The organism is Pseudoduganella ginsengisoli, assembly GCF_009720865.1.
Classification (GTDB): Bacteria; Pseudomonadota; Gammaproteobacteria; order Burkholderiales; family Burkholderiaceae_D; genus Rugamonas; species Rugamonas ginsengisoli.
Map to the genome: position 1 here is coordinate 84,032 of NZ_WNLA01000005.1, position 13,364 is coordinate 97,395.

The following is a 13,364-nucleotide window of genomic DNA, read 5'->3' on the forward strand; positions in this document are numbered from 1 at the left end:
CTCCTGTTGGTCTAACCTTGATTGTACGTGCAGAAAAGCAAAAAGGCGCCGAAGCGCCTTGTTGATGCGGTGAGCCGTGTATTAAACGACCGTCAGCGTCACGTCGATGTTGCCGCGGGTGGCGTTCGAGTACGGGCAAACGATGTGGGCAGCTTGCACCAGTTTCTCGGCGGTTTCGCGGTCCAGGCCAGGCAGCGAGATTTTCATTTCCACTTGAATGCCGAAGCCGTTAGGGATAGGGCCGATGCCGACTGCCGCATCGATCGATACGTCTGCCGGAACGGCGATCTTGTCACGGCCGCCCACGAATTTCATGGCGCCGATGAAGCAGGCGGAGTAGCCCGCTGCGAACAGTTGTTCCGGGTTGGTGCCTGGCAGGCCGTTGCCGCCCAGTTCTTTCGGGGTGGTCAGTTTGGCATCCAGCGCGCCGTCCGACGAAACAGCGCGGCCTTCGCGGCCACCGGTGGATTTAGCGTGGGCGGTGTACAGAACTTGTTCCAGTGCCATGATTGATGCTCCTTTTCAATAGTTAGCGATTACATCGTGTACTACTTGGTTGGCGCTGCACATTGTACTGCGCAGCGGGTATGTGCACACTATAGATCGTGCGCTATTTAATTGCAAGCGATTTTTTTAATAGTTGGGATAAATAGGAAGTGATAAAATAGACAATTTATTTCCTCTTGGGAATGTGTTGATGAGTTACCTGGTGGATGATTATGTTGACAATGAACAGACCATGGGCACGCTGGCGATCAATGGATCCGTCAAGGGCCAACTGTAACGCCCCTTTTGATGAACTTTACGTATCAAACGACTTGGCCGTCGTGATCGCTGCATAACCGCCAGGGCGGTCACTTTTTCCTGAGACGAGCAAAGCCACTCGTCTCAGAATACCTGCGTAAGCCATGGATCCTACAGGGGCGCCTGAGTTAACGATTCTGGGGGCCTACACTTGCTTCAGCATGGATTACAGCGTGAATGGATCCGTCTTCCGGCTTGCCCTGCGGTCCGCCTTGTCTCGCCACACCTTTGCCTGGGCCGGATCCGGCGCCATACCCCAGTCGCCTTGCTCATATGCGGCTGCCAGGCGGCGCATGGCGGTTTCGTTGTCCAGGGCGGCGGCGCGTTCGTACAGCGCGCGGGCTGCTGCCTGATCTTTTTCGACTGCGCGGCCTGCTTCATGAAGCGCCGCCATCCGCGCCATGCCATCGGCGTTGTTGTGGGTGATGGCCGTTTGGTACAGCTCGACAGCTTTCGCCAAGTCCTCTTTCACGCCACGGCCCTCTTCAAACATGCTGCCCAGTGCCGCTGCGGCGTTGCCGCTGCCTTGCGCGACCGCCAGCTCATACCATTCGCGCGCGCTCGGGTAATCCTGCGCCACGCCGCGTCCGATTTCGTACGAGTAGCCCAAACTATTTTGCCCGCTGCGATGGCCCTGTTCCCCCAGCTTGCGCTGCCAATAAATGGACTCGGCCAGATCAACCGGCATGCGTGCACCGTGCGCGAGCGCCAGCGACAGGCGGAATTGCGATGGCTGGTCACCACCTTCGGCTGCCTTGCGCAGATAGGCGATACCCTGTGCATCGTCGGCGGGAACGCCGATGCCCAGAAAATACATCAGGGCCAGATCGCCTTCCGCAGCGTGGTTGTTGCTGCCGGCAGCCAGGCGCAGCCAGCGCAATGCTTCGGCTGGATTCTTTTCCATGCCATTGCCGTGCAAAGCCAGGCGGCCGAGGTTGGCCTGGGCCCAGTGACTCCCACTGGCGGCGGCTTTACGATACCAGGAGGCTGCCAGCGCATAGTCGCGTGGCACGCCGAGGGCATAGTGGTAGATGACGCCGAGGCTGTTTTCCGCCACGTGGTCGCCCTGCTCCGCCGCCTTTTGGTACCACGTGATTGCCAGCCCGGCGTTGCGCTCCACGCCGTTGCCGGTATCGTAGAGCCAGCCCAGCTCCCGTTGCGCAGGAGCGAAACCGGCTTCAGCCGAAGCATGGAACCAGGTCCATGCTTCGCCGGGATCGCCCGGGGCGCCCTGGCCCAAGAACAGGCGGCGGCCCAGTTCGAATTGTGCTGCCGCCGGGCTTTGCGCATAGGCTTGTCGCATCTGTGCCGGCGTGGCCGCTTCATGCGGTGTGTCTTTAGCATAGACTTGCGCGATGGCAAGCAGCGCATCCCGGTTGCCGGCCAGCGCCGCGTCACGATACTGGGCAGCCAGCTGCTGCGTCAGCTGCGCCGGCGTGGGCGTATCTGTATCTATTTCCAGCGTCCACTGGTACTGTATCTTGGCCCAGACACGCGCTGGGACGCCATCGACCCGCCCCGGCTTGAACTGGCAGCTGATAAGGCCCGTGCGCGCCGCTTCGTCCAGCAGCGCATGCCCACTGGATTTGCGGACTTCGTTTGCTACCACCGAACCATCCACGTCAATCAGAAGGGCCACACTGACAGTGCCGGTCAGTTCCTGGCGAAGCGCTTCTTTTGGCCATGCCGGCTTGCACTTCTGGAGGGCGTCCTGGTTGAGCGTGGGGCGCTCATTTCCGGCAGGGGCAGCCAGCGCGCCAGTGCTGGCGCAAAAGGCCAATGCGGCCAGAGAGATTTTCAGCATGACGTATCCTGATCTTTCAAATTAATTGGCCACGCGCACCGCCGCCTGCTCGCTGCCGGCCTGCACCAGCGTCACCCCGGTGACCTTGCCGTCCGTGCCACGCTGGAATTCAAACGTCGTCAGCGAACCTTCGACAAAGAAGCGGTCCGGCGCATACGGTTTGAGCGTCATGGCAGGGCGGCCCGGACGCTCGTAACTGAGGCCGGCGCCTTTGCGGGTGAAGGTGCGTAGTGCGTTGTCCGGCATTTTGTAAGTACCGGCCAGCGCATCGAGCGCCTCCGGCGCCAAGGCCACGGCTTTTTGCTCGGGGAAGGGATTGCCGATGGCGATCGCAGCCGCCGTAAAGGCAATGCGGTCGGAGTCGAGCACGTCGCGGTTGCCGTTGCTCAGGACGGCGACGAACAGTTTATCATCCGGCAGGCGCAGCGTTTCCGCGTTAAAGCCTGGAATGTCTCCGCCGTGCCAGATCATTTTATGGCCGCGCAAACTGCTGATGAACCAGCCATAGCCATAGTTGCACTTGGCTTCCTTCGGCAATGTACAGGGCGTCATTGCCTGCTGCCAGCTTTCCGCTTTCAACAGCTTGCCGGACACAATGGCATCGTTCCAGCGCGCCAGGTCATCCACAGTGGAGACCAGCGCGCCCGCTGCATACGGCAGCGTCATGCTGATTTTTTCCGCGGTTGAATAGCCGCTGAAAAACCCTGCGCGGTAACCTTCGACGCGGTGTTTGCCACTGCGCTCATGGCCTTCGTATGCCGTGTCCTGCATGCCCAGCGGCTCAAAAATATGCTGTGCAATGAAATCCGCATAGCGCTGGCCGGAAGCTTTTTCAATGATGGCGCCCAGCAGGAAATAGCCGGAGTTACTGTAAGACCAGCGTTCTCCCGGCGCGAAGTCCAGAGGCTCGTTTTTAAAGAAGTCGATGAATTGCGCGACACCGGTATCTTTGTCTGCATTCGGCCAGAATCGCGGCATGGCGGTGTAGTTGCGGATACCAGCTTTGTGCTGCAACAGCTGTTCGATGGTGATGCGATGGCCGTTAACCGGGTAATCTGGCAAAAAGCGCGTGATGTCATCTTGCAGCGACAATTTGCCTTGTTCCGCCAACATCAGGATCGCGACGGCCGTGAATTGCTTGGTAACGGAGCCCAGGCGCAATTGCATGTCGGGCTGCATCGGTGTTTTCTTATCGACGTCAGCCCGGCCATATGCCTTGCGGAACACAGGCTGGCCATCGCGCGTCACAATCACGGTGGCGCCCGGCGCATCAGCTTTGAACATTGGCGCCAGCGCGGCGTCGATTTGTTCTTGCAGTGGCGGAGCATCCGCGAAGGCGACAGTGGCATGCAACAAGGCTAGGGTAGACAGGCAGGCGGTAGTCAGCTTCAAAACGGGCTCCTTTAATAAGTTGCCCAGATTATAATATTTCCGCCCGGAATATCAACGTGCCCGCCGCTTTTCGCTCTCCGGCACCGGCGCATACGCCAGGCATTCAATTTCCACTTCCCCGCCCAGCGCCAGTGCATTGACGCCAAATGCGCTGCGCGCCGGCAGGCGGTCCGGCTTGAAATACGTCGTGTAGATTTTGTTGAAGTCGCCCCACTTGTTCATGTCCACCATCATCACCGTGCATTTGACGATGCTGTCCATCGGCAGGTTCATGCCTTTGAGGATGACGGCAATATTGTCCATGGCCTTGCGCGATTGCGCTTCGAAGCCGCCCGGCACCAGGCCATTCGCATCGGTCCCCATCTGGCCGGACACGTGCACGTAATCGCCTGCCCGCACGGCCTGCGTGAACGGACGGGCAGGATTGCTGGTGGCGTTGTAGTACTCAAGGGGAGGTGTGCCTGAAGCAGCCAGGCCGGGGACAGAGAGCGCCATCGCGCCCAGCAGTTTTCGATATTGCCTGCGTTTCATGGAGACTCCGGTTATGCGGTGATTTGATGTTACTGTCCCCCGGCAGCGGATCACAAGGCTGTATCAAACCCTTCCAGCACATTTACAACATTGACGCCCAATTCCTTGACCGCATACCCCCCTTCGAAAATGAAAGCAGTGGGCAAACCGAGGTAAGACAGGCGTTCGCCGATGCGCAGGTAATCGGCGCTTTGCAGGCCGAAGTGCGACAGCGGATCGCCGGCAAACGTATCGACGCCCAGCGATACGATCAGCGCTTCGGGCTGGAACATTTGCAGGCGCAGGCACGCGGTTTCCAGCGCGGCAAACCATGCCTGCGTGCTGGCGCCATGCGGCAGCGGCAAGTTCACGTTGTAGCCCAGGCCCGCGCCATGGCCCGTTTCATCCGCGTGGCCCAGGTAAAACGGGTATTCGCTGCGCGGATCGGCATGGATCGACACGAACAGCACGTCGCTGCGGTCATAGAAGATGCTTTGCGTGCCATTGCCGTGGTGGTAGTCGATGTCGAGGATGGCAATCTTGCGGGCGCCATCATCGAGCATGTGCTGTGCGGCCAGCGCCGCGTTATTCAGGAAGCAGTAGCCGCCATAAAAATCCGCGCCCGCATGGTGGCCCGGTGGACGCGTCAGCGCAAACGTGGCCCGTTCGCCGAGGCGCAGCGCGTGCGCAGCATTGACGGCGCAATCGGCGCCTGTCTTGGCGGCAGTCCACGTGCCGGACGTAATGGGGGTGCCGCTGTCCATCGAATACAGGCCCAGCTTCGCGCAAAAATTATCGGGTTCGATATCGGCGCGCAATGTGCGCACGGGCCAGACGGCGGGAAACGCGTCCTTATTCGCATTGGCGGGATCGAGCGCGACCCAGTCGGACCATGCATTGCGCAAGAAGGACAGATAGCGCGGCGTGTGGACACGCTCCAGCGTCATCGGCGGCACGCTGTGCGGCGTGACGATTTGTCCCAGGCCGCGGCGGCCCAGCTCCGCCAGCACCTGGTCGACCCGCTCCGGTTTTTCAAAGCACGGCACCAGCTCGCCACGGAAAAATTCGTGGCGGCCACGGTGCTGGCTGTGCAGCTCATTGTAGAAGGTCAGCATGGCGCCCTATCAACAGGGAACGTCGGCAAAGTCCTTGCACAGGTTACTGGCGCGGTAAGCCGCCACGAAGTCGTCGAAGTTGCCGGTTTGCGTACGTTCCAGTTCTTCTTGTTCCGCCAGCGAACTGGCGGCCAGGCTGCTGAAATACGCCTGTTCCTCCGCAGTGGGAGGACGGCTGCGGAAGGTGGCCGCGTGACGTTCGCTTTGGCGCAAGCCGAACGCCGTGTATGAACCATTCAACGCGCGGATTTCACGCAGCACGCGGGCCGATGGCGTTTGTTCCGGATCGGCCAGCTTCGGCAGCTGCGCATTCAGCGCGTCGACGTATTCCGTGCCGCCGCGCTGGCGGTCCAGCAATTCCGCCACGGGCCGGATACGCTCCACCAATGCGCGGCCCCAATCGGCCAGCGGCGTTTCCACGCCATCGCGCAGCAAGGTCAGGCCGGGACGGCGGCCTTCCTTCACCGTGCGCGCGAAATTGCCCGTGTGGAGGCGGCCTTCTTCTTCTGAAATCTTCGCGCTTTCTTCCAGTGCGCAGAACAGCAGGAAGGCGTCGAGGAAGCGGCCCGTTTGCAGGCTGATGCCGACCGGTTCGAACGGGTCGACGTCCATGCAGCGCACTTCAATGTATTGCACGCCGCGCGAGCACAGCGCCTGCAACGGACGCTCGCCGCTGCGGATCACGCGTTTCGGGCGGATCGTCGCGTAATACTCGTTTTCAATCTGGATCACGTTGGTCGACAGCTGCACCCATTCGCCATCGCGTTTGGTGCCGATTTCCGCGTACGGCGCGTAGGGCTGGTTGACGGCTTTGGTCAAGGTGGCGACGTAGCTGTCGAGGCAGTTTTCGTGCGGGCTCAGGCCAGACTGTGCATCGTTCTGGTAACCGAGGTCGCTCATGCGCAGGCTGGTCGCATAGGGCAGGAACAGCGTATCGTCGGACAGGCGTTCCAGCTTGTGCGCTCGGCCGCGCAGGAAGTTGGCCGACAGGGCCGGCGACGCGCCGAACAAATACATCAGCAGCCAGCTGTAGCGGCGGAAATTGCGGATGGTGGCGAAATAGCTTTCCGACTGGTAGGCTTTGGCCGACAGCTTTTGCTGCGGGTTTTCATGCTGGTCCAGCACGCGCCACAGGTTTTCATCCAGCGAAAAGTTGTAGTGGATACCGGCAATGCATTGCATGGCTTTGCCATAGCGCAGCGCCAGGCCGCGGCGGTACACGTGCTTCAGCATGCCGATATTCGACGTGCCATACCACGCGATGGCAATCTTTTCTTCCGGCGGCAATTCGCACGGCATCGACTGGCTCCACAGCATTTCCGTGCCCAGCTTGCTGTAGGCAAAGCGGTGGATGCCATCCAGCTTGTCCAGGGTGGTGGCGATGTCGTGTTCTGCCGGGGTAATGAATTCCAGCAGGGTTTCCGCGTAATCCGTCGTGATTTCCGGGTGAGTCAGCGCCGAGCCGAGCGCCACAGGATGCGGGGTGTCCGCCATGTGGCCTGTCGGGTCGATCCGCAGGGTTTCTCGTTCAATGCCGCGCAGGCCGCCAGCCAGCACGGACCGATATTGTGCATCGGCCAGCAGGGTCAGGCGGCGTGTCAAAAGATTGGACAATTTGATCTTCCTTTCTGGTGCAGCAAAAAAATATTGGTGCGAGATTAACCGAAAACGGACGACCGTGTTGGAAGTGCTCAAAATTGGCCGGACTAGCCAGTGTAACAGCCCTGCATGGCGTGATTATGACTGGGGTTTGCGGCCGCCGCTGACCCGTTCGATCCCTGCCAGATCCCGCCAGCTCTGCACTTCAGTGTACCCCTGAGCGGACAGCAGGGCGCGCACCGCTTCGGCCTGGTCGTAGCCGTGTTCCATCAACAGCCAGCTGTCGGGTTCCAAGTGTTCCGGGGCGCCGGCAATGATGGTGCGCAGGCAGGTCAGGCCGTCGGCATGGTCGGTCAGCGCGCCTTGCGGCTCGAAGCGCAAATCGCCTTCGGACAGGTGGCGGTCGCCGGCCACGATATACGGCGGGTTTGAGACGATCAAGCCATAGCGTTCGCCCTGGACAGCGCTGTACCAGTCACTGAGCAGGAATTGCACGCTGGCCTGGTTCAGCGCGGCATTGCTGCGCGCCACGTCCAGCGCATCCGGGCTGACATCAAGCGCCGTGACGGCGGCATCGGGGCGGCTGTGCGCGATGGCGATGGCAATGGCGCCGCTGCCGGTGCCCATGTCCAGCACCTTGCTGCGCGGGGGCAGGCGTTCCAGCGCCAGTTCCACCAACAATTCCGTATCAGGGCGGGGGATCAGCACGGCGGGGCTGACGTTGAACGGCAAGCCGTAAAACTCGCGCTGGCCGACGATATAGGCAATGGGTTCGCCATGGAGGCGGCGCTGTACGAGGCTGCTATAACGCTGGATTTCCTCATCGGTCAGCACGCGTTCCGACTGCGTGATCAAGCCCACGCGCGTCAAGCCCAGTGCGTGGCACAGCAGGATGCGGTTATCCAGCGGGTCGAGCTGCTGCTGGACTTGCAGCTGGGCGACGGTGGGGTTCGCCATGTTTACGTCTTGCGGCTGCGCAGCAAGGTCCAGGCCAGGGCAACCGTGAACAGGCCGAACCACAGGAATGACCACTGCGGAATATCCATGCCCAGGACCATGTCGGCATGTTCGCACGCGCCATACGATTCAAACAGGAAGGGCATGAGGTGCGCGGTCGGCAGCTTGTTGAGGAAGTTTTCTACCGGGTCGATGCCGCAGCCAAAGCTTGGGTGGGCAATGATGTACAGGTGCTGTCCCGCGGCAAACAGGCCGCCCACCGCGGCCAGCAGGGCGACAGCGCCGGGAATTTTGATGGAATTCGTGAAATAGCCGATCAGGGCGGCAATGCCGACAGCCAGGAAGGCATAACGCTGGATCACGCAGCGTGGGCACGGCGCCAGGTTGGCCACGTGCTGCAAATACATGGCAACGCCAATCAGCCCGAAGCAGGCCAGTGCGATGGACAGGAGCAAGGTGCGTGGTTTCATCGTTGTCTTTGATCCGGGTTAAAGGCGCGATTCTCGCACAAACGCCCCACGGCGGCCTTATTTCATTCTTAAAGTGGGGTCAGACGTGCATTGATGCATACACCCGGTGGGGTCAGACGTGCATTCGTGCATACTCGCCATAGGAGAACGCGCGCTTTTGGCTGGCCATGTTGGAAACGCTGCGGCCACTTGCGCAGCGCCCGCGCAATTCGCCACCCGCAGAAGCGCGTGCCCGCGCGGGTTGCGGGACCGGGCGACAGCCGATCTGCATCATTGCACGCCTGACCCCACGGGGGAAACGCACGAATGCACGTCTGACCCCATGGTTAGTCGCCCAGGGCGGCCAGCATTTCGGCCTGGTGCTCGGCGGCCAGCGCGTTGGTCAATTCCGTCAGGTCGCCATCCATGATGAAGTCCAGCTTGTACAACGTCAGGTTGATGCGGTGGTCCGTCATGCGGCCTTGCGGGAAGTTGTAGGTGCGGATGCGCTCGCTGCGGTCGCCGGAACCGATCAGGCTCTTGCGGGTGGCCGCTTCCTTCGATTGCTGTTCGCGCAGCTGCACGTCCTTGATGCGCGCCGCCAGTACCTTCATGGCCTGCGCCTTGTTCTTGTGCTGCGAGCGGTCATCCTGGCATTCCACCACGATCCCCGTCGGCAAGTGCGTCAGGCGCACAGCGGAATCGGTTTTATTGATGTGCTGGCCGCCGGCGCCGGATGCGCGGAACGTATCGATGCGCAAATCGGCTGGATTGATGTGGACGTCTTCCACTTCATCGGCTTCCGGCATCACCGCCACCGTGCACGCCGACGTGTGGATGCGGCCCTGCGTTTCCGTGGCCGGTACGCGCTGCACGCGGTGGCCGCCGGATTCAAATTTCAGCTTCGAATACACGCCGTTGCCCACCAGCCGCACGATGACTTCGCGGTAGCCGCCCAGGTCCGACGGCGATTCCGACACCATTTCCACCTGCCACCGGTTGCGCTCCGCAAAGCGCGTGTACATGCGCAGCAAATCGCCGGCAAACAGCGCCGATTCATCGCCACCGGTACCGGCGCGGATTTCCAGGAAGATGTTGCGCTCGTCGTTGGCGTCTTTCGGCAGCAGCATCTTTTGCAATTCCAGCTCCAGGTCCGCCAGCCTGGCCTTGCCCGCTTCGATTTCTTCTTGCGCGAAATCCTTCATGTCCGGATCGGCCAGCATGCCCTGCGCTTCCGCGATATCGGCCAGCACACCCTGGTACGACTGGTACAGCGCCACCAGCGGCCCCAGTTCCGCGTGTTCGCGGGTCATTTTGCGGTAGCTGTCCATATTGGCGGTGGCGCCTTCGGACATCAGCAATTCATCCAGTTCGGTCAGTCGGTTGGCCAGTTGATCCAGCTTGGCCAGCATCGATGGTTTCATAGTCGCTCAGAAGTGTTGGGAGAGTGCGCCAGGCCGGCGCGGAAATACAGAGGAGCGCAGCGAAGCTGCGGCAAGACAAAAGCTAACGGCGTTTGCTGAACAATTGCGGCAGCAGCGCCGCCAGCTGGGCGCGCTCGTCGCCCTGCGCACGGTGCAGCGCCTGCTGCGGGCCATGCATGAATTTCGCGGTCAGACCCTTCGACAACGCTTCCAGCACCGTGTCGATATCTTCACCCTTGGCCAGCATCTTGCGGGCCCGCTCCAGTTCCAGCAGGCGCAATGCTTCGCCGCTTTCCTGCAAGCCTTGAATGACCGGCACCACTGCGCGGTCATCGATCCAGTGCATGAACGATTGCACACGCGTTTCAATAATGGCTTCCGCCTGCGCCACGGCAGCCTGGCGGTTTTCCAGGCCGGTTTGCACGACTTTGCCCAAATCATCGACCGTGTACAGGAATACGTCATTCAAGCGGCCCACTTCCGGCTCGATATCGCGCGGCACGGCCAAATCCACCATGAACATCGGCTTGTGGCGGCGTGCCTTGACGGCGCGCTCCACCATGCCCAGGCCGATCAGCGGCAGCGACGACGCCGTGCAGGAAATCACGATGTCATACTGGTGCAGCTTGTCCTGCAATTCGGCCAGCCGCATGGCTTTCGCGGAAAAACGGTGCGCCAACTGCTCGCCCCGCTCCATGGTGCGGTTGGCAATGGTGATGGACTTCGGATTTTGCGCGGCAAAGTGCGTCGCGCACAGTTCGATCATTTCACCGGCGCCGATGAACAGTACGTGCTGCTCGGAAATTTTGTCGAAAATGCGCTGCGACAGGCGCACGGCGGCGGCAGCCATCGACACACTGTGCGCGCCAATTTCCGTGGTGCTGCGCACTTCCTTGGCAACGGAAAAACTGCGCTGGAACAGCTGGTGCAGGTAAGTGCCCAGGCCGCCGGCTTCTTCCGCCGTGCGGATGGCATCCTTGATCTGGCCCAGAATCTGGGTTTCTCCCAGCACCATGGAATCGAGGCCGGATGCCACGCGGAATGTGTGGCGCACGGCGTCGTGTTGCGGCAGCATGTACAAATGCGGCCGCAATTCGCTGTAATTCAACTGGTGGAAATCGGCCAGGAAGTGTGCGCCGGCGTCGAGCGGGTTGTCGCCCTGGCTGGCGCCGTACAATTCCGTGCGGTTGCAAGTCGATAAAATGGCGGCTTCGTCATTGCCGCGCGTGGCGCTGCGGGCAAACCATGCTTGCGCTGCCCGCACCGCTTCACCCAGCTGATCCGGCGCGAACGCCAGCCGCTCGCGCAGCGAAACAGGCGCGGTGGTGTGGTTGAGGCCGACGGCAAGCAGTTGCATCACGGAACGGTATATTGGAATGACGGAAATGTACGCCAGTGGCCATTATACCGTGATGTGCCGGGCGGCACCGGCCGCAGGGGGTAATGATAGCTATAACTGTGCGGCTGTCCGGCTACAGCAGCAGCCGGAGCGGGGGGAGGCAGATTATGCGCCCAGCTTTTCCAGGCGGTACCCGTAGCTGTACACGGGTACCAGGCGGAAGCCGTTTTCCGGCTTCAATTGCAGTTTGTTGCGGACGCGCGATACGTGGGTATCCATGGTGCGCGATGGCACTGCAGTTTCGCGGATCCATACGGCTTCATGAATGTAAGCGCGCGACAGCGGGCGGCCCAGGTTACGGAAGAACAGCAGGGCCAGCGAGAATTCTTTATGCGTGACGTCCAGCACGGCGCCATCCATCAACAGGCGGCCGGGGCGGGTTTCAAACGTGTATTGCCCAAATTGCAATTGCTCGGCGCCGTTTTGCGTCGGATAAGCGCGGCGCAGCAATGCTTGCACGCGCGCCAGCATTTCGCTGCGGCGCAGCGGCTTGATCATGTAGTCGTCGGCGCCGGCAGCCAAGCCGGCTACGATATCATCTTCACCAGAACTGGTCGTAAGGAACAGCACAGGGGCTTTTTCCGGCATGCGTTCCCGGGCGCGCTTGACGACTTCCGCTCCGGTCATATCGGACACTTGCCACTCCATGATTAACATGTCGTAATTGTCCTTGCGCATGTGGGCCAGCAAGTCTTTGCCAGTCTGGAAACCATGGCACAAGTGGCCCGCCGAGGTCAGTACCTGGCAGATCAAATCAGCTTGGCTACGGTCATTGTCTAGTACAACGATTCTCATGATGTCGCGGTTCCGTATCTGCCTGCATGATACCGGATGCGCCAGGCTGATCGGAAAAAGTTAAAAAATGGTTACAAGAATACGAGTGTTTTCTGCTAATTCTGTTAATTTTTTCCGAAGAGAATTAGATGATAGCCTATATACAAACGTCGCATCATCACACGGTACACGGACAAAGTGGGCTTCACAATGGCCTTTAGTACAATTGCAGATAGGAAAAAAGTAACCATGTTTGCAAAAAAATCGCAGGAATGGACACTGGTTCCCTCGTCTGAAAAGGAAATTGCCGATGTGCGGGACCGCTGCCGCCGTCTTGTTCAAAGGCGCGCTGCCGTGTCGGCAGGCATTGCCGCCGTGCCCCTGCCGGGACTCGATGTGGTGACGGATTTGCGCTTGTTCGCGACCCTGATCGAAGACATCAATCGTGAATTCGGCTTGACACCTGAGCAGGTCGGCAGGCTGCAGCCAGAATTAAAGATCCGCGCGTATGAAGCCGCCGTCAGCGTGGGCGGCGCCATGGTGGGACGCTATATCACGCGGGAAATCATTTTGAAATTACTGCAGCGCAGTGCGGGTAAGGCCGTGGCCAAGCAGGCTACGCGCTTCGTGCCGTTTGCGGGCCAAGCGGCCTCGGCAGCGATTGGATTCTTTGCATTCAGGCAAATCGGCTACCAGCACGTCGAAGCTTGCGCCTCGGTGGCAAGGGCGCTGATGGCTGTTCCTGCAAAGTAATCGGTATTCCGGGGAAAATGAGCGGCTACCAGCATGTGGAAGCTTGCGCCTCGGTGGCAAGGGCGCTGATGCCCAAATAAAAAATGGCCGCTGAGCAGCGGCCATTTGTCATTCGATAACACGGTTGCCGGATCAGGTATCCGGCAGCACCACGTTGACATCCAACACTTCCAGGTTGCCTTGGCGGTCCAGCGAGATCTTGATGTCGTCCGCTTCCACTTTCGTGTACTTGGAGATCACCTCGATCAGCTCTTTGTGCAGGGCCGGCAGGAAATCCGGACCGGCGCGGCCATTGCGCTCGCGCGCAATGATGATTTGCAGCCGTTCCTTGGCGGCGCTGGCCGTCTTCGGCTTGGAGGGGAACAGGAAAGACAGCAGTGCCAT

Annotated in this window: 13 protein-coding genes; 1 reads left to right on the forward strand and 12 read right to left on the reverse strand. The window is 60.4% G+C overall.

Annotated features, from left to right (window positions below; all coding sequences use genetic code 11):
* Nucleotides 1-81: 81 nt before the first annotated feature.
* The 11 genes from GM668_RS10505 to GM668_RS10555 form a co-directional block, all read right to left on the reverse strand.
* The gene (locus GM668_RS10505) at nucleotides 82-507 is read right to left on the reverse strand and encodes an organic hydroperoxide resistance protein (protein WP_155438908.1); all 426 of its coding nucleotides are present in this window, start codon (nucleotides 505-507) and stop codon (nucleotides 82-84) included.
* A 463-nt stretch (nucleotides 508-970) separates the two neighbouring features.
* On the reverse strand, nucleotides 971-2,608 hold the full coding sequence (locus GM668_RS10510) for a TonB family protein (RefSeq protein ID WP_155438909.1): 1,638 nt from the start codon (nucleotides 2,606-2,608) through the stop codon (nucleotides 971-973).
* Nucleotides 2,609-2,629: 21 nt separating this feature from the next.
* Nucleotides 2,630-4,000: a serine hydrolase gene (locus GM668_RS10515; protein ID WP_155438910.1), complete on the reverse strand. Its 1,371-nt coding sequence runs from the start codon at nucleotides 3,998-4,000 to the stop codon at nucleotides 2,630-2,632.
* A gap of 51 nt (nucleotides 4,001-4,051) precedes the next feature.
* Nucleotides 4,052-4,531 (reverse strand): RidA family protein, encoded by a 480-nt coding sequence (locus GM668_RS10520; protein WP_155438911.1) that lies wholly within the window; start codon nucleotides 4,529-4,531, stop codon nucleotides 4,052-4,054.
* Nucleotides 4,532-4,581: 50 nt separating this feature from the next.
* Nucleotides 4,582-5,625 (reverse strand): histone deacetylase family protein, encoded by a 1,044-nt coding sequence (locus tag GM668_RS10525; protein ID WP_155438912.1) that lies wholly within the window; start codon nucleotides 5,623-5,625, stop codon nucleotides 4,582-4,584.
* Nucleotides 5,626-5,634: 9 nt separating this feature from the next.
* The gene (gene gshA, locus GM668_RS10530) at nucleotides 5,635-7,239 is read right to left on the reverse strand and encodes a glutamate--cysteine ligase (RefSeq protein ID WP_155438913.1); all 1,605 of its coding nucleotides are present in this window, start codon (nucleotides 7,237-7,239) and stop codon (nucleotides 5,635-5,637) included.
* A 123-nt stretch (nucleotides 7,240-7,362) separates the two neighbouring features.
* Entirely contained in the window at nucleotides 7,363-8,181 is an 819-nt protein-coding gene (gene prmC, locus GM668_RS10535; protein ID WP_155438914.1) for a peptide chain release factor N(5)-glutamine methyltransferase, read from the reverse strand.
* 2 nt (nucleotides 8,182-8,183) lie between these two features.
* Nucleotides 8,184-8,651, reverse strand: a complete 468-nt coding sequence (locus GM668_RS10540) for a disulfide bond formation protein B (RefSeq protein ID WP_155438915.1) — start codon at nucleotides 8,649-8,651, stop codon at nucleotides 8,184-8,186.
* A 326-nt stretch (nucleotides 8,652-8,977) separates the two neighbouring features.
* Entirely contained in the window at nucleotides 8,978-10,054 is a 1,077-nt protein-coding gene (prfA, locus tag GM668_RS10545) for a peptide chain release factor 1 (protein ID WP_155438916.1), read from the reverse strand.
* Between the two features lie 82 nt (nucleotides 10,055-10,136).
* On the reverse strand, nucleotides 10,137-11,411 hold the full coding sequence (gene hemA / locus GM668_RS10550) for a glutamyl-tRNA reductase (protein ID WP_155438917.1): 1,275 nt from the start codon (nucleotides 11,409-11,411) through the stop codon (nucleotides 10,137-10,139).
* Between the two features lie 147 nt (nucleotides 11,412-11,558).
* Entirely contained in the window at nucleotides 11,559-12,248 is a 690-nt protein-coding gene (locus GM668_RS10555) for a response regulator transcription factor (RefSeq protein WP_155438918.1), read from the reverse strand.
* A 228-nt stretch (nucleotides 12,249-12,476) separates the two neighbouring features.
* Between GM668_RS10555 and GM668_RS10560 the strand changes: the two genes are divergently transcribed.
* Complete coding sequence (locus GM668_RS10560) at nucleotides 12,477-12,980, forward strand: hypothetical protein (protein WP_155438919.1); 504 nt, start codon at nucleotides 12,477-12,479, stop codon at nucleotides 12,978-12,980.
* A gap of 132 nt (nucleotides 12,981-13,112) precedes the next feature.
* On the opposite strand, the gene minE is transcribed toward GM668_RS10560, so the two are convergent.
* A complete protein-coding gene (gene minE / locus GM668_RS10565) occupies nucleotides 13,113-13,364 on the reverse strand; it encodes a cell division topological specificity factor MinE (protein WP_154371159.1) in 252 nt (83 codons plus the stop codon).

Excerpts from the sequence above, each read along its gene's own strand:
- prfA (WP_155438916.1), bottom strand. The coding sequence starts at position 10,054 with ATGAAACCATCGATGCTGGCCAAGCTGGATCAACTGGCCAACCGACTG.
- GM668_RS10555 (WP_155438918.1), bottom strand. The coding sequence starts at position 12,248 with ATGAGAATCGTTGTACTAGACAATGACCGTAGCCAAGCTGATTTGATC.
- GM668_RS10540 (WP_155438915.1), bottom strand. The coding sequence starts at position 8,651 with ATGAAACCACGCACCTTGCTCCTGTCCATCGCACTGGCCTGCTTCGGG.
- hemA (WP_155438917.1), bottom strand. The coding sequence starts at position 11,411 with ATGCAACTGCTTGCCGTCGGCCTCAACCACACCACCGCGCCTGTTTCG.
- minE (WP_154371159.1), bottom strand. The coding sequence starts at position 13,364 with ATGGCACTGCTGTCTTTCCTGTTCCCCTCCAAGCCGAAGACGGCCAGC.
- GM668_RS10520 (WP_155438911.1), bottom strand. The coding sequence starts at position 4,531 with ATGAAACGCAGGCAATATCGAAAACTGCTGGGCGCGATGGCGCTCTCT.
- GM668_RS10510 (WP_155438909.1), bottom strand. The coding sequence starts at position 2,608 with ATGCTGAAAATCTCTCTGGCCGCATTGGCCTTTTGCGCCAGCACTGGC.
- GM668_RS10560 (WP_155438919.1), top strand. The coding sequence starts at position 12,477 with ATGTTTGCAAAAAAATCGCAGGAATGGACACTGGTTCCCTCGTCTGAA.
- GM668_RS10505 (WP_155438908.1), bottom strand. The coding sequence starts at position 507 with ATGGCACTGGAACAAGTTCTGTACACCGCCCACGCTAAATCCACCGGT.
- prmC (WP_155438914.1), bottom strand. The coding sequence starts at position 8,181 with ATGGCGAACCCCACCGTCGCCCAGCTGCAAGTCCAGCAGCAGCTCGAC.
- GM668_RS10525 (WP_155438912.1), bottom strand. The coding sequence starts at position 5,625 with ATGCTGACCTTCTACAATGAGCTGCACAGCCAGCACCGTGGCCGCCAC.